15 protein-coding genes are annotated in these 19,648 nt (G+C 70.7%); 10 read left to right on the top strand and 5 right to left on the bottom strand.

All coding sequences use genetic code 11. From position 1 onward, the window contains the following. Positions 1–134 precede the first annotated feature (134 nt). Both ACSSVZ_RS00210 and ACSSVZ_RS00205 read left to right on the top strand, forming a co-directional pair. Positions 135–1,292 carry a PA0069 family radical SAM protein gene (locus tag ACSSVZ_RS00210; protein ID WP_453967582.1) on the top strand — a complete coding sequence of 386 codons (1,158 nt, stop codon included), beginning with the start codon at positions 135–137 and terminating at the stop codon, positions 1,290–1,292. 273 nt (positions 1,293–1,565) lie between these two features. Further along, positions 1,566–2,231, top strand: coding sequence for a ribonuclease HII (locus tag ACSSVZ_RS00205; protein WP_453967581.1), 666 nt, complete (start codon positions 1,566–1,568; stop codon positions 2,229–2,231). A 41-nt stretch (positions 2,232–2,272) separates the two neighbouring features. On the opposite strand, the gene ACSSVZ_RS00200 is transcribed toward ACSSVZ_RS00205, so the two are convergent. The 3 genes from ACSSVZ_RS00200 to ACSSVZ_RS00190 form a co-directional block, all read right to left on the bottom strand. Beyond that, positions 2,273–4,495, bottom strand: coding sequence for a 3-hydroxyacyl-CoA dehydrogenase NAD-binding domain-containing protein (locus ACSSVZ_RS00200; RefSeq protein ID WP_453967580.1), 2,223 nt, complete (start codon positions 4,493–4,495; stop codon positions 2,273–2,275). 2 nt (positions 4,496–4,497) lie between these two features. Then, a complete protein-coding gene (locus ACSSVZ_RS00195) occupies positions 4,498–5,706 on the bottom strand; it encodes an acetyl-CoA C-acetyltransferase (protein ID WP_453967579.1) in 1,209 nt (402 codons plus the stop codon). A gap of 143 nt (positions 5,707–5,849) precedes the next feature. Further along, positions 5,850–7,637 carry an acyl-CoA dehydrogenase C-terminal domain-containing protein gene (locus ACSSVZ_RS00190; RefSeq protein WP_453967578.1) on the bottom strand — a complete coding sequence of 596 codons (1,788 nt, stop codon included), beginning with the start codon at positions 7,635–7,637 and terminating at the stop codon, positions 5,850–5,852. A gap of 230 nt (positions 7,638–7,867) precedes the next feature. On the opposite strand from ACSSVZ_RS00190, the gene ACSSVZ_RS00185 reads away from it, so the two are divergent. The 7 genes from ACSSVZ_RS00185 to ACSSVZ_RS00155 all read left to right on the top strand — a co-directional run bounded on the left by ACSSVZ_RS00185 (position 7,868) and on the right by ACSSVZ_RS00155 (position 16,391). Further along, the gene (locus tag ACSSVZ_RS00185; RefSeq protein ID WP_453967577.1) at positions 7,868–9,832 is read left to right on the top strand and encodes a hypothetical protein; all 1,965 of its coding nucleotides are present in this window, start codon (positions 7,868–7,870) and stop codon (positions 9,830–9,832) included. 171 nt (positions 9,833–10,003) lie between these two features. Beyond that, positions 10,004–10,942, top strand: a complete 939-nt coding sequence (locus tag ACSSVZ_RS00180; RefSeq protein WP_453967576.1) for a sulfite exporter TauE/SafE family protein — start codon at positions 10,004–10,006, stop codon at positions 10,940–10,942. Positions 10,943–10,949: 7 nt separating this feature from the next. Beyond that, positions 10,950–11,759: a TIGR02186 family protein gene (locus ACSSVZ_RS00175; protein ID WP_453967575.1), complete on the top strand. Its 810-nt coding sequence runs from the start codon at positions 10,950–10,952 to the stop codon at positions 11,757–11,759. Positions 11,760–11,837: 78 nt separating this feature from the next. After that, complete coding sequence (locus tag ACSSVZ_RS00170) at positions 11,838–12,314, top strand: DUF3429 domain-containing protein (RefSeq protein ID WP_453967574.1); 477 nt, start codon at positions 11,838–11,840, stop codon at positions 12,312–12,314. A gap of 528 nt (positions 12,315–12,842) precedes the next feature. Then, complete coding sequence (locus tag ACSSVZ_RS00165; protein WP_453967573.1) at positions 12,843–13,685, top strand: RNA methyltransferase; 843 nt, start codon at positions 12,843–12,845, stop codon at positions 13,683–13,685. Beyond that, positions 13,682–14,503 carry a glutamate racemase gene (gene murI / locus ACSSVZ_RS00160; RefSeq protein ID WP_453967572.1) on the top strand — a complete coding sequence of 274 codons (822 nt, stop codon included), beginning with the start codon at positions 13,682–13,684 and terminating at the stop codon, positions 14,501–14,503. Before ACSSVZ_RS00165 ends, murI begins: the two co-directional genes overlap by 4 nt. A 223-nt stretch (positions 14,504–14,726) precedes the next feature. Next, the gene (locus tag ACSSVZ_RS00155) at positions 14,727–16,391 is read left to right on the top strand and encodes a sensor histidine kinase (RefSeq protein ID WP_453968014.1); all 1,665 of its coding nucleotides are present in this window, start codon (positions 14,727–14,729) and stop codon (positions 16,389–16,391) included. Between the two features lie 120 nt (positions 16,392–16,511). On the opposite strand, the gene ACSSVZ_RS00150 is transcribed toward ACSSVZ_RS00155, so the two are convergent. Next, positions 16,512–17,435, bottom strand: a complete 924-nt coding sequence (locus ACSSVZ_RS00150; protein WP_453967571.1) for an AraC family transcriptional regulator N-terminal domain-containing protein — start codon at positions 17,433–17,435, stop codon at positions 16,512–16,514. Positions 17,436–17,733: 298 nt separating this feature from the next. Here ACSSVZ_RS00150 and ACSSVZ_RS00145 point away from each other — a divergent pair, with 298 nt between their 5' ends. Continuing rightward, positions 17,734–18,777 (top strand): aldo/keto reductase, encoded by a 1,044-nt coding sequence (locus ACSSVZ_RS00145; RefSeq protein ID WP_453967570.1) that lies wholly within the window; start codon positions 17,734–17,736, stop codon positions 18,775–18,777. Positions 18,778–18,817: 40 nt separating this feature from the next. Here the strand turns inward: ACSSVZ_RS00145 and ACSSVZ_RS00140 are convergent, their stop codons facing one another. Continuing rightward, positions 18,818–19,624: a DeoR/GlpR family DNA-binding transcription regulator gene (locus ACSSVZ_RS00140; protein ID WP_453967569.1), complete on the bottom strand. Its 807-nt coding sequence runs from the start codon at positions 19,622–19,624 to the stop codon at positions 18,818–18,820. Positions 19,625–19,648: the final 24 nt, after the last annotated feature.

Genomic DNA, 19,648 nt, shown 5'->3' with positions numbered 1-19,648 from the left:
TCCCGGCCGTCCGCACCCCGGACACGCCGACCGGAACCTGGAACAAAACGAGATCAAACACACGTCGCACCGCGTCTCCGTGGCCTGGGTGGCCCGGCCTTGCGCGGCAGCGACCCAACCGGAGAGGTGGCGCCATGAATGCCCCTTTGCGACAGCCTCTGACCTCGACCCTGGCGCCGCCGCCGTTCGTCGATCCGGACGGCGAGCCCGCCCCGTTCGGAGCGCGCCTCAACGACCATCGCCGCCGCGGGCGCGGCGCGGCGGTCAATCCGGCCGGCCGGTTCGAGAAGAACGCGACCGAGACGATCGACGACGGCTGGGAAGGCCTCGGCGACCTGCCGGCCCTGAAGACCGAGGTGCGGCTGGAGACGCCGCGCACGGTGATCACCCGCAACGAGTCGCCCGACATCGGCTTCGACCGCTCCATCAACCCCTACCGGGGCTGCGAGCACGGCTGCGTCTACTGCTTCGCCCGGCCGTCCCACGCCTATCTGGGCCTGTCGCCGGGACTGGACTTCGAGACGCGGCTGACCGCCAAGCCGGGCGCCGCCGCCGTGCTGGAACGCGAGCTCTCCAACCCGCGCTACCAGCCGAAGACCATTGCGCTCGGCACCAACACGGACCCGTACCAGCCGATCGAACGCGACTACAAGATCACCCGGGAGATCCTGGAGGTGCTGGAACGCACCAACCATCCGGTCGGCATCGTCACCAAGTCGACGCTGGTGCTGCGCGACATCGACATCCTGCAGCGGATGGCCGAGCGCGGGCTGGTCAAGGTGGCGATCTCGGTGACCACCCTCGACCGCAAGCTCGCCCGGGCGATGGAGCCCCGGGCCGCGACGCCGCAGAAGCGGCTGGACACCATCGAACAGCTTGCCGCCGCCGGCATCCCGACCAGCGTGCTGGTCGCCCCGGTCATCCCCGCCCTCAACGACGCGGAGATCGAGACCATCCTGGAGCGGGTCTCGGCGGCCGGCGCGCGCGAGGCCGGCTACGTGCTGCTGCGGCTGCCGCTGGAGGTCTCCGACGTCTTCAAGGACTGGCTGCTGCGGCACTATCCCGACCGCTACCGGCGGGTGCTGTCGATCCTGCGGGCGATGCGCGGCGGCAAGGACTACGACGCCACCTTCGGCAAGCGGATGAAGGGCGAAGGCCCGTACGCCTGGACGCTGGGCCGCCGGTTCGAGCTTGCGGCGAAACGCCACAAGCTCAACACGTCGAAGACGCGCCTGCGCACCGACCTGTTCGTCCGCCCGCTCGGCGACGGACGCCAGCTCAGCCTGTTCTGACGGCACCCGCGGGCGGCGGGCGGCTGCGGGCCGCCGCCGGTCGGGCGCGGCCAGGGCCTTTTCCGATCAGCGGGAACCACCGGATCGATCGGGCATGGCTCCAGATCGGGCATGGCTGGGGATGAGGCATTGCTTGAGGTTCGGTGCGGTCAGCCGTGCCTTTTCGGTCCGGCGGGACCGATCCGGACGGGACATGCTCCGGGCGGCGGGTTTTCCCCGCCGGCCAACACGGGCAGGATGGGAGCCATCCGCGAATCAGCCCCGTCGAAGCCGATGCCAGCCGCAGCCGCCAGCCCTCCGTCGATCTACCCGAACCCCGCATTCGACCGCGCCGCGCGCAAGCGGGCGGGCGGGCCGGTGTGCGGCGTCGACGAGGCCGGCCGCGGCCCGTGGGCCGGACCGGTGGTGGTCGCCGCCGTCACCTTCCCCAGGGGCGTGAGCGTGGCGGGCGTCGCCGATTCCAAGGTACTGTCGGCGGAGGCGCGCCACGACCTCTACGCCCTGATCGTCGCCCGGGCGGACGTGTCGGTCGTCGTCGCGTCCAGCAACCGCATCGACGCCATGAACATCCGCGGCGCGACGCTGTGGGCGATGACGCGCGCCGTGGCCGGCCTCTGCGAGTGCCCCCGGCTTGCCCTCATCGACGGCAAGGACGTGCCGAAGGGGCTTGCCTGCGCCGGCGAGGCGATCGTCGACGGCGACGCCAAGTCCGCCGCCATCGCCGCCGCCTCGATCGTCGCCAAGGTCACCCGCGACCGGCTGATGCAGCACATGGCGCTGTCGTTCCCGGACTACGGCTTCGAGCGCCACAAGGGCTACGGCACCCGGCACCATCAGGAGGCGCTCGCCTCCTTCGGCCCGACCATCCATCACCGGCGCTCGTTCCGGCCGATCCGCATCCTGCTCGGGCTCGAGCCGGCCGACGCCCTCGCCGGCTGACCGAAGGTCGGGCCGGGCCCGACCCGAAGCCGCGCAGCCGCTCAGGCCGCGCGGTCGGCGGGTGGCGCGAAGCGTCCGTAGAAGGTCTCGTCCTTCTCGGCCATCTCGACCAGCAGGTCGGGCGCCGCGAAGCGCTCCCCGAACGCCGCCTCCAGCGCGCGGCACTCCTTGAGAAAGGCGGCCGCGCCGATGCCGTCCACGTAGGACAGCGTGCCGCCGGTGAACGGCGCGAAGCCGTAGCCGAGGATCGAGCCGACGTCGGCCTCGCGCACGTCGGTGACCACCCCCTCCTCCAGGCAGCGGATCGCCTCCAGTGCCTGGATCGCCAGCAGCCGCGCCTTCAGCGTGTCGACGGAGATGTCGTCGGCGGCCTTGGACGGTCCGGTGATCTGGTCGAGATCCGGCCAGAGCCGCTTCTTGCCGCCGGCCGGATAGTCGTAGAAGCCCTTGCCGTTCTTGCGGCCGAGCCGGCCGTGGGTCTCCACCATCGCCGAGACCAGCCGGTCGTGGGCGGGATCGACGGCGCCGCCGCCGAGGTCGGCCTTGGCGGCCTTGAGGATGCGGTGGACGAGGTCGATCGCCACCTCGTCGGTGAGCGCCAGCGGCCCGACCGGCATGCCGGCCATGCGGGCGACCGTCTCGATCATCGGCGCCGGCACCCCCTCCATCAGCATGAGGTGGGCTTCGGTCAGATAGCGGATGACGCAGCGGTTGACGTAGAAGCCGCGGGAATCGTTGACGACGATGGGCGTCTTGCGGATCGCCTTGACGAAGTCGAGGGCAACCGCCAGCGCCTCCGGCCCGGTTTCCTCGCCGACGATCACCTCGACCAGCATCATCCGCTCCACCGGCGAGAAGAAGTGCAGCCCGATGAAGCGGTCGGGGCGCGCCGCGTCCTTGGCGAGCGAGGTGATCGGCAGGGTGGAGGTGTTGGAGGCCAGCACCGCGGTGTCGGAGAGCACCGCGCCCGCCGCCTCGATCACCTGGCGCTTGACGCCGCGGTCCTCGAACACCGCCTCGACGACCAGGTCGGCCGGCGCCAGCGCCGCCATGTCGGCCGACGGGGCGATCCGCGCCAGCACGGCCTCGGCCTCGCTCTCGGCCATGCGCCCCTTCTTCACGCGGTCGGCCAGCCCCTCCCCGATTGTCGCCTTGGCGCGTTCGGCGGCGGCCAGATCCTGGTCGATCAGCACGACGGAAAGGCCGGCCTGGGCGGCGACGGAGGCGATGCCCGCGCCCATGAAGCCGGCGCCGACGACGCCGACGGTGGAGAGCCGCGTCTTCTCGACGTCGGGGCGGCGGGCGCCCTTCTTCAGCGCCTGCATGGAGACGAACAGCGAGCGGATCATCACCGCCGCCTCGCGCGTCGTCAGCACGTGGGCGAACCAGCGGGATTCGACCTTCAGCGCCTGGTCGATGGGCAGCAGCAGCCCCTCGTAGACCGACTGCAGGATGGCGCGGGCGGCCGGGTAGTTGTCGTAGGTCTCGCGGCGATAGAGGGCGTTGGCGGCGGAAAACAGCTGCATGCCCTGGGGCGAGTAGATGCGCCCGAGCGGCGGCTTGAAGCCGGACCTGTCCCACGGCTTCTTCGGGTCGACGCCCTCGGCCAGCGCCGCCTTCGCGCGGGCCATGAGGTCAGCCGCAGGCACGATCTCGTCGATCAGGCCGAGCGCCTTGGCCTGCTTCGGCGACAGCTCGCGGCCCTGCAGCAGGAACTGGAGGCCGCCCTGGGGCTCGGCCAGCCGCATGACGCGCTGGGTGCCGCCCGCGCCCGGGAACAGGCCGACCTTCACCTCCGGCAGCGAGATGCGGAGCGTGTCGTCGTCGGCCGCGATGCGCCGGTGGCAGGCGAGCGCCAGCTCGGTGGCGCCGCCGGCCGCGGTGCCGTTGAGGGCGCAGACCCATGGCTTGCCGCAGGTCTCCAGCCGCCGGTAGATGCGCGACATCCGGCTGGATTCCTCCAGCAGCCGCGTGTTCGCCTGCAGCGCGTCGCCGCCGGCGACCAGCGCGTGATAGCCGCCGAGCAGCGTCTGCAGCACCGTCAGGTCGGCGCCGCCGGAGAACGACGCCTTGCCCGAGGTGACGATCACCCCGGTGACGTCGTCGCGCGCGGCGAGATCGTCGACGAGGGCGCCGAGGGTATCCAGCGCCTCCAGCGTGAAGACATTCATCGACCGGCCGGGCATGTCCCAGACCAGCACCGCGATGCCGTCCTCGACGGTGAGGGAAAAGCCGGCGGCTTCGGGAAGCGTTGCGTCGCTCATGGTCAGACCCTCTCGATCACGGCGGCGGTGCCCATGCCGGCACCGATGCACAGGGTGACCAGCGCGGTGGTGAGATCGCGCCGCTCCAGCTCGTCGAGCACGGTGCCGAGCAGCATCGCTCCGGTCGCCCCCAGCGGATGGCCCATGGCGATGGCGCCGCCGTTGACGTTGACGATGTCGGGATCGAGGTCGAACACCTGTTGGAAGCGCAGCACGACGGAGGAGAACGCCTCGTTGATCTCGACGAGGTCGATGTCGGAGATCGCCATGCCGGCGCGCCCGAGCAGCTTGGCGGTGACCTTCTCCGGGCCGGTCAGCATCAGCGCCGGATCGGAGCCGATGGAGGCGAACGCCCGGATGCGCGCGCGCGGCTTCAGGCCGGCGGCCGCCCCGCTCTCCGCGTCGCCGATGAGGACGGCGGCGGCGCCGTCGACGATGCCGGACGAGTTGCCGGCGTGGTGGACGTGGCGGATCGCCTCGACCTCCGGGTGGGCCTGGATGCCGACGGCGTCGAAGCCGCCGAGCTCGCCCATCATCTCGAAGGACGGCTGCAGGGCGGCCAGCGCCTGCATGTCGGTGCCCGGGCGCATGTGCTCGTCGCGCTCCAGGATCGGCAGGCCGTTGACGTCGACCACCGGCACCACGGAGCGGGCGAACCGGCCCTCCTCCCAGGCCCGCGCGGCGCGCTTCTGGCTCTCCACCGCGTAGGCGTCGACGTCGTCGCGGGAGAAGCCGTACTTGGTGGCGATCAGGTCGGCGGAGACGCCCTGGGGCATGAAATAGGACGGCAGCGCCACCTGCGGGTCGACCGGCCAGGCGCCGCCGGAGGCGCCGATGCCGATCCGGCTCATGGATTCCACGCCGCCGGCGACCACCATCCGGTGCTGGCCGCTCATCACCTGGGCGGCGCCGAAGTTCACCGCGTCGAGGCCGGAGGCGCAGAAGCGGTTGATCTGCACGCCGGGCACGCTCTCGCCGTAGCCGGCGACGAACACGGCGGCCCGCGCGATGTCGCCGCCCGCCTCGCCGATCGGGTCCACGCAGCCGAGGATGACGTCCTCGACCAGCGCCGTGTCGAGCCCGTTGCGTTCGCGCAGCGCCGTCAGCGTGCCGGCGGCCAGCCGGACCGCGGGCACCTCGTGCAGGGAGCCGTCGACCTTGCCCTTGCCGCGCGGCGTGCGGACGTGGTCGTAGATGAACGCATCACTCATGTCCCGCTCCCAAAGCGCGTCTCTCAACCCGGCGCCATGCCTTCCCGATCAGATGGGGTCACCCGATCGGCAAGACCACCCGGCCTCCCCGGCCCACCCGCTCTCGTGCGCTCACGCGACCGGCGGGTTTTGCCAACGATGCGTCAGAACGCGTCGGCCGGCAACGCCATCACGATCCCGGCGCCGGCTTCCACCCGGGCCCGGCGCAGCGCCGTCTCCGGCAGCATGTGCTGCATGAAGAAGCGCGCCGTCGCGAGCTTGCCGTCGATCGCCGGTGTGGCCGTGCCCGCGGCGCGGCGGGCCTGAGCGGCCCGCGCCATCCTCAGCCACAGCGTGCCGAACACGACGAGCCCGAACAGGTGCAGGTAGTCGGTGGCGCCGGCCCCGGCGTTGTCGGGCTTCGCCAGCGCGTTGCCGACGAACCACATGGTGGCCCCCTGCAGATCGTCGAGCCCCTTCGCCAGCCCCGCCGCGAGATCGGCCAGCTCCGCCTCGCCTTCGCAGTCGGCGACCAGCTGGCGCGCCTCGCCGAGGAAGGCGGTCACCGCCCGGCCGCCGTCGCGCGGCAGCTTGCGGCCGACGAGATCGAGCGCCTGGATGCCGTTGGCGCCCTCGTAGATCATCGCGATGCGGGCATCGCGCACGAACTGCTCGACGCCGGTCTCGGCGATGTAGCCGTGGCCGCCGTAGACCTGTTGGCTCGCCACCGCCGTCTCGAAGCCCTGATCGGTGAGCACCGCCTTCAGGATCGGGGTGAGCAGCGCCAGCCGGTCGTCGGCCGCCTGCCGGGCGGCCGCATCGGCGGAGCGATGGGCGATGTCGCTCGCCAGCGCCACCCACATGACGAAGGCCCGCGCGCCCTCGGTGAAGGCCTTGGCGCGCATCAGCGTGCGCCGGATGTCCGGGTGGACGATGATCGGATCGGCCGGCGCCTGCGGCTCTGCCGCGCCGCTCAGCGCCCGCCCCTGGCGGCGGTCGCGGGCATAGGCCCCGGCGTTCTGCGCGGCGACCTCGCCGAGCGCCAGCCCCTGCACGCCGACGCCGACGCGGGCCTCGTTCATCATCGTGAACATGGCCCGCAGGCCCTTGTTCTCCTCCGACACCAGCCAGCCGACGGCGTCCTCGTAGATCATCGTGCAGGTGGCGTTGCCGTGGATGCCCATCTTGCTTTCGATGGACCCGCAGGAGACGCCGTTTGCCGCGCCGAGCCCGTCGCCGTCGGGCAGCACCTTGGGCACGACGAACAACGAGATGCCCTTCGTGCCCTCCGGTGCGCCCTCGATGCGGGCAAGCACCAGGTGGACGATGTTGTCCGTGAGATCGTGTTCGCCGGCGGAAATGAAGATCTTGGTGCCGGAGATCCGGTAGCTGCCGTCGCCTGCCGGCACGGCCTTGGTGCGCACCAGGCCGAGGTCGGTGCCGCACTGGGGCTCGGTCAGGTTCATGGTTCCCGACCATTCGCCGGACATCAGCTTCGGCAGATAGAGCTCCTTCTGGGCGTCGGAGCCGTGCAGGGTGATCGCCGTAATGGCGCCCTGGGTCAGGCCCGGATACATGGCCAGCGCCATGTTGGCGGACGAGAAGAACTCGTTGGCGAGCGCCGCCACCACGAACGGCAGGCCCTGGCCGCCATAGGTCGGATCCCCGGCAAGGCCGATCCAGCCGCCCTCCGCGAACCTGGCGTACGCCTCCTTGAATCCGTCAGGCGTTTCCACCGAGCCGTCCTGCCGGCGGGTGCACCCCTCGACGTCGCCGGTCCGGTTCAACGGCGCCATCACCTCCTCGGCGAGCTTCGCCGCCTCGTCCAGGATCGCGCCCAGCGTGTCGCCTCCGACGTCCTCGAAGCCGGCGAGGTCGGCATGATCGGCGAGGCGAAACACGTCGTTCGCCAGGAACAGCGCGTCGGCGACGGGGGCCTTGTAGCTCGGCATGGGCGGTTCTCCCTATGCCGCCTGTGACCGGCGGCCTCGTTGCGGAGGTTGGACCCGCAGCAGGCGACGTCAAGCCCCGACCGCACGCGCCCCCCGCTTCTTCTCGATTAGATCGACTGCCTTCACCGGGTGTTAACCACGATGCGTCGAAATTCGGCGAAAGCCCGATGACCGCCCGGCGACGCATTCGCGCCGTTTCGGGCGGTCCCGTTTCGCCGGAGCCGCACCCGATGTCTGCACTGAGCCGCGTGCCGAAATTCCCCCGCCTGGCGCCTGACCGGCGCTCCAAGGCAGGCGCGACGCCCGGCACCCCGGCGGTCCACGCGCCGCTGTCGACAGGCGACCACGAGCGCTTGACCGAGCCGGCCCCGAAAGGCGACAACCGCGTCCGGAGCGAGACCGCCCGCAAGTGGCTTGCGGGAGGCTCGCTCGACCGTGATGCCGACGACATCGCAGCCACGGTAGACCGTCTCGTGTCGGCCCTCGATTCCCGGACCTGGATGACTCCTCCCAGCACGCCTTCCAAACCCGTTCGCCCGGCCTCCGGCCCGGCAGGATCCGCCGGGTCACGCGCCTCGACGGACGATCTCTCATTCGCCGAAGGCGCCGATTTCCGCGAAGTGGCCCGCCGCATCGCCGAGTTCCGGCAGGCCCGCCCCGACCCGGCGCGCGCGGCGCGTCCTGCCGACCCCGGCACCGAGACGGAGACGGCGCCGCCCCGGGCGCCAGTGTCCTCCGCCCCTGGTCCGGACGCGGCGCGGTCCGACGGCGACCGGCGCACATCGGAATGGAACGCGGACTGGCGCACCTTCCATGACGAAGGCGAAGCCGCCGACGTTTCCCTGGATCCCGAAGCCGGTTCCGGGGCAACCGGCACCACCGACGACGCGCCCTGGCCGGTCCCCACCCGCATGCGGCCGCTGACCCGTGACGACTGGCCTCAGGTGAAGGCGGCCGACCGTCGCGTAGCCGGCCACGCCGCGCCGGCATCCGATGCGCCGGCGCCAAACGATACCTCGCTGCGCCAGCGCCTCGCCGCCTTGCGCGCCCGATCGATGGCCGACCCCGCGCCCGCCGACGCCGCCCCTGCGGAGCCGGCACCGGTGGAACCGGCACCGGTGGAACCGGCACCGGTGGCGGCCGCGCGCACGCCGCTCGACACCTCCGATGCGTTCGCGAAGGCGATGCTCGCCCAGTTCGAGACGGGCGACTGGCTGACCGACGACGACGCCCCCCTTCCGGACGCCGTGGACTTTGGCGCGGACATCGACCTGGCCGAGATGGCGCCCGATCCGGAGACCCCGTCCGTCGGCGAGGACGAGATCGAAACCTGGGCCGCCGCCGATGGCACGGCGCAGGACGTCTCGAACGAGCGCCTGCTGGCGGCGCTCGATGCCCATCTTGCCGGCGACGCGGCCATTGCCTCGACCGAGACCGATGCCGAGGTTGACGTGGCGGCCGAAGCCGCAGGTCCCGCCGAGCCCCGCACCGGGAAGCCTGCCGGCGCAGACGACGCGGAGGTGGACCGCCGCCTCGCGCTGGAGACGGCGAACCGCGCCGAAGAAGCCGCCACGGTGACCGGGCAGCGCCTCGACGATCTGGTCGACCGCCTCGGGCGCCTGGAGGCGCAGAACCTCCCGGGCCGGTTCACCGCGCTTGCCGAGCGGTTCGACCGCATCGATGCGCGGCTTGCCGAGATCGCCGTCCCGGCCGCGCCGATCGACCTGGCCCCCGTCACCGCCCCGATGGAGGCCCTGGAGGCGCGCATCGCACGGCTCGAGGCGACCACCGCCGACCAGTACGCCTCCCTCTGTTCCATGCTCTCGACAGTTGCCAATCGTGTTGCCGGCGTTCCGGACTCCAACAAGCGGCTCGCCGCCATCGAACACCACGTCCAGGAACTGGCCCGGCGGGTCGAGACCCACGAGGTGAACCTGCGGGCCATGAAGGCGCTGGCAGAGGCCCTCGACCGGCTGGAAGCCCGCCTGGGGCAGCCGCGCCAGGCCGCGCCGACCGTCGGCAGCGTCCCCACCGCACCGCGCCATCCGGCGGCCGAAGCCGCCCCCCGGGCGGCCCCGGCGGTGCCGCGCGGACCGGCCGCTCCGGACCAGTCGCCGTCACAGGGGCATGCGATGTCGGAGCGCGAGGCGATCCTCGAACGCTACCGCCGCCAATCGCGGGCCCGCACCGACTAGGCGGGCGAAATCCGCCGCAACGGCGGCTTCGCCCTTTCGAATCGCGGCGGTTCGCGCAAAACTGGCGGGCGGGCATTGACAACGCTCGCCAGCCGGGGGCTTAACTGCACACGTCGCCCGTCCATTAGCCCCTCCTAATTTACCGTAACAACGGTTAACGCTGCGAAATCTATGGAGATTTACCTCCCCATCGCGGAATTGCCCGTGAACGTGTTCACGGTGCTGGGGATGGGCGCGGCTGTCGGCTTCATCTCGGGACTGTTCGGCGTGGGAGGCGGATTTCTGCTCACGCCGCTGCTGATCTTTTCCGGAATTCCCCATCCCGTCGCGGTCGCCACCGTCACGCCGCAGATCGTGGCGTCGTCGGCGTCCGGCGCCCTCTCCTACTGGCGAAAACGCCTGATCGACGTGAAGCTCGCGTTGTGTCTGTTCGCCGCCGGTTCGGTGGGGGCCGCCTTCGGCGCATGGCTGTTCGCGATCCTCGAGCGGATGGGCCAGCTCGACCTGGTGATCAGCCTCTCCTACACGATCTTCCTGGGCTCGATCGGCACCTTGATGCTGACCGAGGCGATCGGCGCCATCCTGAAGGCCCGCAAGGCGCGGAAGTCCGGCAGGACGCTGCCGACGGGGCGTCGCTCGGGCCACCACAACTGGGTCCACAAGCTGCCTTTGAAGGTCCGGTTCCGGGCGTCGCGGCTCTATATCAGCATCATCCCGGTGATCGTCATCGGCGGCAGCATCGGCTTCCTGGGCACGCTGCTCGGGATCGGCGGCGGCTTCATCATGGTGCCGGCGCTGATCTACATTCTGCGCGTGCCCACCAACATCGTCATCGGAACGTCGCTGCTGCAGATCCTCGGCACCATGGCCGTGGCCACCGTGCTGCACGCGACCAACACCAAGTCGGTGGATATCGTGCTGGCGCTGTTCCTGATGGTCGGCGGGGTCATCGGGGCGCAGTTCGGGGCGTCGTTCGGGCTGAAGCTGCGCGGCGAGCACCTGCGCGCGTTGCTCGGGCTCCTGGTCCTGGCCGTCGGCATACGGTTCCTCGTCAACCTCGCGGTCACGCCGGACCATCTCTACTCCATGACGATCCTTTCAGGCGGGTGAGGCCGGAATGGAAGCGCCAGGACGAAACAGGAGAACAGCCCAGCCGCTTCGGCACATCGCCGGACTGGCGCTGACGCTGCTGCTCGCCGGCCTCGCGGGCAAGCCCGCGGCGGCCGAGGCGGTGGTGGCCGCGCTCTCCGCACCGCGCGTGGAGATCAGTTCGAATTTCGCGGGCGCGGAAATCAGCGTGTTCGGCGTCATCGAGCGGGACGGCCAGACGATCGCGCGCCGCGGCGGCTATCAGGTGGCCGTCACCATCGCCGGTCCCGCCGACGAGGTCGTGCTGCGCAAGAAGGAGCGCGTGGCCGGCATCTGGATCTCCGGCAACGCCCAGCGCTTCACCGACGTCCCGTCGTTCTACGCGGTGCAGTCGACCGAGAACCTTCACGAGATCGCCCCGCCGGTGCTGGCCCGGGCCCTCAAGCTCGGCCTTCTCTACGTCGGCCATGGCGGCCAGCCGCGCGGCAGCATCGGCGCCCGCGAACCGTTCCGCGAAGCGCTCGTCGACCTGAAGCGGCAGCAGGGCCTGTACGTCGAGCGCGAGGGGGCGGTGACCTTCCTCACCCCGACCTTCTTCCGGACCACCGCCACGTTCCCGGCGGCGGTGCCGGACGGCCTCTACACCGTCCAGGTCTATCTCTTCGCCGACCAGGCCTATCTCGCCTCCACGTCGCTCGACCTGGTCGTGGCCAAGAGCGGTTTCGAACAGCGGATGTACGTGTTCGCCCAGGACGACTCGCTGCTCTACGGCATCGTCGTCGTGCTGATCGCCATCTTCGCCGGCTGGCTCGGCGGGGTGGTGTTCCGGAGAGATTGAAGACGGGGCGCTTCCTGCCGATCGGGTGGTGGATCGCCCGCCGGCACGGGAGCCGGCCCCGAATTGGGGGAGGACATCATGACGACATCATCGAACACAGGCCGCCTGCCGTCGGCGCGCGGGGTTCCGCATCTCGCCCGGACGCTGTCGCTGGCGGGCGCGATCCCGTTCGTCGCCGGGGCGGTGCTGTTGTGGGTCGGCAACGTCGGCGGCCTGTCGGGGGACTTCGTGTCCGGGGCCCTGAAGGGCTACTCCGCGGTCATCCTGTCGTTCCTCGGCGGCGTCCATTGGGGCCTTGCCCTGTCGGCACGCGACACGACCGCGCGCGACCGCGAGCTGCTGTTCTCGATCGTGCCCGTGCTGGTCGGCTGGATCGCGATCCTGTTCGCGTCGAAGACCGCGCTGATGGTGCTCACCATCGCGTTCCTGCTGCAGGGGCTGTTCGATATCTGGATGGCTTTGAGGGATCACGCGCCGAACTGGTATGCGCGCCTGCGGATCGAGATGACCGCCATCGTCTGCGTGGTTCTGCTGATCGCCTGGGCGGCGCTCTGACGCCCGGAGCATTTTCTATTCGTTCGGAATGCTTCGATCTGAACGGGAAATGCTGGTGACGCGGCCGCGGCCCGGCCGCTTCCCGCCCCCTGAAAAAAGAAACGCCGGGCTCCACAAGGGAGCCCGGCAGTTCCGTGCGATAAAGATCGCACGTCACCTTCCAGAGGGGAAACAGCTGCCATCATCGACGGGCCACAGGGAGGAGAACACGGCCCGTTTCATCCATCAGCTGAGCCTCAAACTGGCTCCCTCGCGCTGCACAAACAAGTCGCAAGGCTGCATAACAGACATGCATAGCCTGCATCGGTATTGATCAATCGGCAGAAAAGCTGGTGTTTCATGCCTCCAGACACCCCCATCCGGGCAGGATGTCACAGGTCTCCACCGGCTTTCGCGGACGCCGACTTAGGTGCATAGCAACACACAAGGCCCCGTCGAATCGCACCGGGCGCCTCTCCCCTGCCATCGTCTGCCGCCATGTCGGCGGGACGCTTCGCCTCCACCCGCACTGCCCCCTGATCCGCTGCCATGACCGGTTCCGCCATGACCCTGCCCGCCTCGTCCGCCCCGCCCGCGATCGTCCTCGTCGAGCCCCAGCTCGGCGAGAACATCGGCACGGCCGCCCGCGCCATGGCGAACTTCGGCCTCGACGACCTGCGGCTGGTCGCCCCGCGCGACGGCTGGCCGAGCGAGAAGGCGGTGGCGGCGGCATCGGGCGCGGTGCACGTGATCGAGCGGGTGCGGGTGTTCGAGACGACGGAGGCCGCCATCGCGGATCTCAACTTCGTCCTTGCCACCACGGCGCGGGCGCGCGGCTTTCCCAAGGAGGTGCTCGGGCCCGAGGAGGCGGCCGGGCGGCTGCTGGCGTCGGCCGGCGCGATGACGGCCGGCGTCCTGTTCGGGCGCGAGCGCTGGGGGCTCACCAACGAGGAGGTGGCGCTCGCCGACGCCATCCTGACCTACCCGGTGGATCCGCGCTTCGCCTCGCTCAACATCGCCCAGGCGGTGCTGCTGTTCTCCTACGAATGGCGGCGCCAGGAGACCAAGGGCTCGCTGCCCTTCGCCACCATGGAAACCGCCCCCCAGGCCTCCAAGGCCGACCTGATCGGGCTGTTCGAGCACCTGGAATCGGCGCTCGAGCCGACCGGCTACTTCCGGCCGCCGGAAATGCGCCCCGTCATGGTGCGCAACATCCGCACGCTGCTGCAGGACGCCCGGCTCGGCGTCACCCAGGTGCGGCTCCTGCGCGGCGTGATCGGCCACCTGGAGGGCCGGCGCGGCCGGCCGATCCCCGAAACCGTCGAGGGCCACGAGGATCCCGACGCCGGCGCCACCGGTCCCGCCCCGGGCGAGCAGGCGACGCGCGAATGAACGCCCCCATCCTCGTCTTCGATTCCGGGCTGGGCGGCACCACCGTCCTTGCCGCCGTCACCGACCTGATGCCCGGCGAGGACATCGTCTATCTGGTCGACGACGCGGGCTTTCCCTACGGCGACTGGGACGACGAAGCGGCCCTGTCCGCGCGGATCACCGACCTCGTCGCGGACGCCGCCGGCCGGACCGGCGCCCGCTGCGCGGTGATCGCCTGCAACACCGCCTCCACCGCCGCCCTGCCGGCGCTCCGGGCGCGGCTGTCGATCCCCGTCGTCGGCACGGTGCCGGCGATCAAGCCGGCGGCCGAGCGCACGACGTCGGGGCTGGTCAGCGTGCTGGCCACGCCGGGCACGGTGCGGCGCGACTACACCCGCGACCTGATCGCGCGCTTTGCCGGCGCGGCGCAGGTCACCCTCGTCGGGTCGCGCCGCCTCGCGGCGATCGCCGAGGCGTATGGCCGGGGCACGGACATCGACCGGCCGGCCCTCCTGGACGAGATCGCCGCCTGCTTCGTCGAGGCCGACGGCGGCCGGCGCACGGACACCGTGGTGCTCGGGTGCACCCACTACCCGCTGCTGATCCAGCCGTTCACCGAGATCGCGCCGTGGCCGGTGACCTGGATCGACCCCGCCCCGGCCATCGCCCGGCGCGTCCGCGACGTGGCGCCGCCGGCGGCCGGCGAGGGCGGCGGCGGCCTGGTCGCGATCTTCACCGCGGGAGAGGACCGGCGCCACGAGGTGGACCGCCTGCTCGCCCACCTCCGGCGGCGCGACGGCACGGCCATGAACGCGCCCCATCGTGCGGCTATGTCATAGTTTATTGCATGAAATCGGCAGTATCCGACCTTGGGACCCATGACAGGATCGTTCTGGCAACCCGGCGACGCTCCCCTCCGGGAAGGCGCTGGCCCGGCCGTTGCAGTCGGTTTCGGCCAGAGCCGGCTGCAGGGCGGGGCCCCGCCTGTCCCGGATCGTCTTCACCCGGCCCTTTCGGCACATTGAGCAGAGCGGAACAGACGTGAAGCGCGCATTCCGCAGAATGCCGACGGCGACGATCGGCTTCTACCTCATCGCGATGGTGGTCGCCGTCGCCCTGCCGATGCTCGCCTTCGTGGTGATCCTGCTGGACCAGCTGGAAGGCAGCGAGCGCCTCGCGCTGGAACGGCGGACCATGCGGGACGCCCAGGCGCTGTCGGCGGCCGTCGATCGGCAGCTCCACGACATGTCCGTCACGCTGCGCCTGCTGGCCACGGCGCAGGAGCTGGCAGACGGCGACCTGGAGACCTTCCACAACCGGACCCAGTCGGTGCTCCGGTCGAGTTCGATGTTCCTGATTCTCGCCGACCGGGACGGCCAGCAGCGCCTCAACACCCGGGTTCCCTTCGGCGCTCCGCTCGGCCCGATGTCGGACACGGAATCGCTGGCCTCGGCGCTGGACTCCAACACCATCGAGGTGTCCGACGTCTTCTTCGGCAAGACGGGCGGGCAATGGGTGTTCAACATCACCATGCCGCTGCCCGACGAGCTCGCCAACCGCGGCGCGGCGCTGATCCTGACGCAGAACGTCGAGACGCTGAGCCGGCTGGTGAAGCCGGAAGGCCTGCCGGAAGGCTGGTCCGCCGCGCTGATCGACGGCACCGGCCGGATCATCCTGTCGAGCGACGGCACCGCGCCCGGCGACGAATACGACCAGAGGATCGTCTCGCAGATCTCCGGCTACAGCGGGATGATCCCCCAGACCTCCACCGACGCCGGGATGATCGCCGGCTACGCCCGCGTGCCGGGCTGGTCGTGGAGCGTGGTGATCGCCGGGCCGGTCAACACCGCCCAGGCCTCGCTCGTCTCCACCTGGCGGCTGCTGATCCTCGGTGGCCTGCTGCTGGTGATGATCGCCATCGGCGCCGCATTCTTCCTCGGCCGCCAGATGCGCAACTCGGTGGTCTCGATCGCCCACATGGCCGAGCAGCTCGGCCGCGGCGAGATCGTCTCGCCGATCTCCACCCGCATCACCGAGGCGGACATGGTGTCCATCGCGCTCTCGGAGGCCTCCTTCGACCGGGCCGAGGCGGAGGACCGCATCCACTTCGTGATGCGCGAGCTCGCCCACCGCACCAAGAACCTGCTCAGCGTCATCCAGGCGATGCTGCGCCAGACGGCGCGCCAGAGCGACACGCTGCAGGAGTTCCAGGTCGCCGTGAGCGGCCGGCTGCAGGGCCTTGCCCGGTCGATCGACCTGCTGACCGCGGAGAACTGGACACGGGTGACGATGCCCCAGCTGGTCAACAGCCACCTGGAGAACTTCATCGACACCGAGGACCGGCTGGAGGCCCGCGGCAACAATTTCCCGCTGCGGCCCGAAGCCGTGCAGAACGTCGGCATGGCGCTGCACGAGCTCGCCACCAATGCGGTCAAGTACGGCGCCTGGTCGGTGCCCCACGGCAAGGTGGTGATCGACTGGAGCGAAGCGCCCTCGCCGACCACCGGCGACCCGTGGCTGACGATCCGCTGGCGCGAGAGCGGCGGCCCGCCGGTGACAGCACCGAGCCGGAAGGGCTTCGGCACGACGGTCATCGAACGCCAGCTGATGGCCGCCTTCGCCGCCACCGTCACCCTCGACTATCTGCCCGACGGGCTCGAGTGGACGATGACGGCGCCGTGCGCGACGCTCAAGTGGGAAGCCCGCAAGGCCGACCAGCCGGACTGACGCGCGCGCGATCGCCGCGCTTTCGGATCGAGGCGATCCGGCGGAAGCGGAATCGCTCGATGCATCGCGGCCGGGGCCGCTTCCCGTCGCCCAAAAGGGTCTGTCCGGCCGGCGACGGCTCTAACCCTGCGCTTCCAGCAGTTCGCCGGCGCGGTGCGGATCGCCTGGAGACAGCGCGCGCAGCCGCGCCGCATCGCGGGCCGGCGGGATCCCGAACAGCCGCGCATACTCCCGGCTGAACTGGGAGGGGCTTTCGTAGCCGACCGAGAAGCCCGCGCGCGCGGCCTCGACCTTTTCCGTCAGCAGCAGCCGTCGCGCCTCGTGCAGGCGGACGTGCTTCTGGTACTGCAGCGGGCTCATCGCGGTGACGGCCTTGAAGTGACGGTGGAACGACGCCTGGCTCATCCCCGCCAGGTCCGCCAGCGTCCCGATGGCGACCGGCCGGTCGTACTGCGCGCGGATGTGCGCAATGGCGCGCGCCACCTGCGACAGGCGGCTGTCGGCCTGCACGAACTGGCGCAGGAGATGGCCCTGTTCGCCCTGCAGCAGCCGGTAGAGCAGCTCCCGCTCCAGAAGCGGCGCCAGCATCCCGACGTCCTCCGGATGATCGAGAAGACGAAGCAGCCGCAGCAGCGGATCCACGATCTCCGCCGTCATCCGGCTGACGGCGAGCGCCTCCGCACCACCGACGGGCCGGGCATCTTCCGGCAGCCCGAGCAGGATGTCCGCCAGCATCGTCCGGTCGAGATGCATGCTCACGGCCAGGTACGGCGCATCGGAGCTCGCCTCGCAGATCTCCGCGCACACCGGAAGGTCGAGCGAAACGACCACGAACGTGCCGGCGTCGTAGCGCACCTCCCGCTCGCCGACGACGACCCGTTTTGCCCCCTGGGCCACGAAGCAGACCAGCGGCTGGTAGAGGCTCGGCGACGGCAGGGTGCGGGCCTGCGAATTGATCAGCGTCATCCGCGGCCACGCGGTCTGGAGGCGACCGTCCGGGCAGGATCGGCCAATCAGCTTTGCAAGGTCGGTCGTATCCATCATCGCAATCTCCGCGACAGCCCTGCCCTATTGTGCACGAGCGGCGCTTCGCGCGACCAGCCCGGCGGAAGCCATTGACAGGATCAGGCAAGAATCCGGCAAGAATTGGCTAACGCGCCGCCCGCTCGCGTCCCATCTTCGGTCCAGCTGGCCGCGCCCGCGGGTCTCGAGGCTCCACACCCCGGGGCCTGCTGAACGGATCCCCGCGCCTTCCCCCGGCGTTGCCCGGTGAGGAGCGCGCGGCCGGCCACCCGACGATGCGGCCCGCCTGCCGCTTCACCCCCAACGGATGAGATCAGACATGCGTTACAATCCGCTCGGACAGACCGGCCTCTTCGTCTCCGAACTGTGCCTCGGCACGATGACGTTCGGCGGCGGCGAAGGCATCTGGCGCAACATCGGCGCCGTCCAGCAGCAGGAGGCCGACGAGCTCCTGCGCACCGCCCTCGATGCGGGCATCAACTTTCTCGACACGGCGAACGTCTACGCCGGGGGCCTGTCGGAGGAGATCACCGGCCAGGCGCTGAAGAATGTCGGCGTGCCGCGCGACGAGGTCGTGGTGGCCACCAAGGTGCTCGGCGTCATGGGCGACGGGCCGAACCAGCGCGGCGCATCGCGCAACCACATCCTCGACCAGGCGAAGGCGAGCCTGAAGCGGCTGCAGCTCGATCACATCGACCTCTACCAGATCCACGGCTTCGACCCGCTCACGCCGATCGAGGAGACGCTGGAAGCACTCGACATCCTGGTCCGCCACGGCCACGTCCGCTATGTCGGCGTGTCGAACTGGGCGGCCTGGCAGATCGCCAAGGCGCTGGGCATTTCCGAACGCAAGAACCTGGCGTCGTTCCGCTCGCTGCAGGCCTACTACACCGTCGCCGGCCGCGACCTGGAACGCGAACTCGTGCCGATGCTGACGTCGGAGAAGATGGGGCTGATGGTGTGGAGCCCGCTTGCGGGCGGCCTGCTGAGCGGCAAGTACGACCGCGACAAGCAGACGACGGCTGACGGCCGCCGGGCGTCGTTCGACTTCCCGCCCGTCGACCGCGACCGCTCCTTCGATGCCATCGACGCCATGCGCACCATCGCCGACGCGAAGGGCGCCAGCGTCGCCCAGGTCGCGCTGGCCTGGCTTCTGCATCAGCCGGTGGTGACCAGCGTCATCGTCGGCGCCAAGCGGGTGGAGCAGCTCGTCGACAATCTCGGCGCGGTCGAGGTCGAGCTGTCGGCCGAAGACCTGGCGGCGCTCGACGCCGTCACGGCCCTTCCCGCCGAGTATCCGGGCTGGATGCTCGAGCGCCAGTCGAGCTACCGCGCCGAACAGCTCGCCAACAGCAAGCGCTGACGCAAGGCGGCGGCGCGGCGGATCCCGTCCGGCGCGCCGCTCACGCCACGACGATCGCGCATGCGGCGGCCTCGAAGGCGTCCGCAAGCCCGTCGGCCGGGGCGGCGTCGGTGACGATGCCGCGCAACTGGCGGGCGCTGCAGACCCGGCGGCCGGCGGTGCGCGAGAACTTGCTGGCGTCGGCCAGCGCCCAGGCGTCCCGCGCCGCTGCGACGCCCGCCCGCTTCACCGCCACCTTCGCGGGATCGAAATCCCAGGCGGCACCCTCCGCGTCGAACGCCGAGACGCCCAGGAAGGCATGGTCGAGCCGGACGTCGGACAGCGCCGCGACGGCGGCCGCCCCGGTGATCGCGCCGTCCGGCGTGTTCACTTCGCCCGGCAGCACCTCCACCTTCACCCCGGGCGCCCCGGCAAGGATCATCGCCGCCCGGAGCCCGGCGCACACCGCGCGCACGTCCGACAGGCCGTCCTGGTCCAGCACCCTCGCGAGCGCCGTCGCCGCCGCCTCGACGGTGGTCCCCACGTCGAAGAACACCGTGTCGCCGGACCGGACGATCTCCGCCGCCGCCCGGCCGATGAGCCCCTTGCCGGAGGTGTTGATGCCCTGCTTCGCCGTGTAGCTCGGCCGCGCCACCGCGTCGGCCAGCCCGGCGCCGCCATGGAAGCGCTTGAGCAGTCCCAGCTGGTCCATGGCGATCAGGTCGCGCCGCACGGTCTGCGCCGAACAGCCGAACCTCTGGGCGAGCCCGTCGATCGTGACGAATCCCGCCTCGCGCAGTGCGGAAAGAATCTGTTCGCGCCGCTCGCCCATCGCGTCCGGATCATGTAAGAATTCGTTCATCGGCATCTGAAGTACCACACAAGAGATCGC

The sequence above is a fragment of the Amorphus sp. MBR-141 genome (assembly GCF_053628695.1).
Note: the sequence above shows the minus strand (reverse complement) of the source record. Positions and strands in the feature narration are given on the sequence as shown.

Bases quoted from the DNA above. Each gene is read 5' to 3' on its own strand.
- ACSSVZ_RS00185 (WP_453967577.1), top strand. From the start codon at position 7,868: ATGTCTGCACTGAGCCGCGTGCCGAAATTCCCCCGCCTGGCGCCTGAC.
- ACSSVZ_RS00155 (WP_453968014.1), top strand. From the start codon at position 14,727: ATGCCGACGGCGACGATCGGCTTCTACCTCATCGCGATGGTGGTCGCC.
- ACSSVZ_RS00165 (WP_453967573.1), top strand. From the start codon at position 12,843: ATGACCGGTTCCGCCATGACCCTGCCCGCCTCGTCCGCCCCGCCCGCG.
- ACSSVZ_RS00195 (WP_453967579.1), bottom strand. From the start codon at position 5,706: ATGAGTGATGCGTTCATCTACGACCACGTCCGCACGCCGCGCGGCAAG.
- ACSSVZ_RS00150 (WP_453967571.1), bottom strand. From the start codon at position 17,435: ATGATGGATACGACCGACCTTGCAAAGCTGATTGGCCGATCCTGCCCG.
- ACSSVZ_RS00140 (WP_453967569.1), bottom strand. From the start codon at position 19,624: ATGCCGATGAACGAATTCTTACATGATCCGGACGCGATGGGCGAGCGG.
- ACSSVZ_RS00175 (WP_453967575.1), top strand. From the start codon at position 10,950: ATGGAAGCGCCAGGACGAAACAGGAGAACAGCCCAGCCGCTTCGGCAC.
- ACSSVZ_RS00190 (WP_453967578.1), bottom strand. From the start codon at position 7,637: ATGCCGAGCTACAAGGCCCCCGTCGCCGACGCGCTGTTCCTGGCGAAC.
- ACSSVZ_RS00205 (WP_453967581.1), top strand. From the start codon at position 1,566: ATGCCAGCCGCAGCCGCCAGCCCTCCGTCGATCTACCCGAACCCCGCA.
- ACSSVZ_RS00180 (WP_453967576.1), top strand. From the start codon at position 10,004: ATGGAGATTTACCTCCCCATCGCGGAATTGCCCGTGAACGTGTTCACG.
- ACSSVZ_RS00210 (WP_453967582.1), top strand. From the start codon at position 135: ATGAATGCCCCTTTGCGACAGCCTCTGACCTCGACCCTGGCGCCGCCG.
- ACSSVZ_RS00145 (WP_453967570.1), top strand. From the start codon at position 17,734: ATGCGTTACAATCCGCTCGGACAGACCGGCCTCTTCGTCTCCGAACTG.
- murI (WP_453967572.1), top strand. From the start codon at position 13,682: ATGAACGCCCCCATCCTCGTCTTCGATTCCGGGCTGGGCGGCACCACC.
- ACSSVZ_RS00200 (WP_453967580.1), bottom strand. From the start codon at position 4,495: ATGAGCGACGCAACGCTTCCCGAAGCCGCCGGCTTTTCCCTCACCGTC.
- ACSSVZ_RS00170 (WP_453967574.1), top strand. From the start codon at position 11,838: ATGACGACATCATCGAACACAGGCCGCCTGCCGTCGGCGCGCGGGGTT.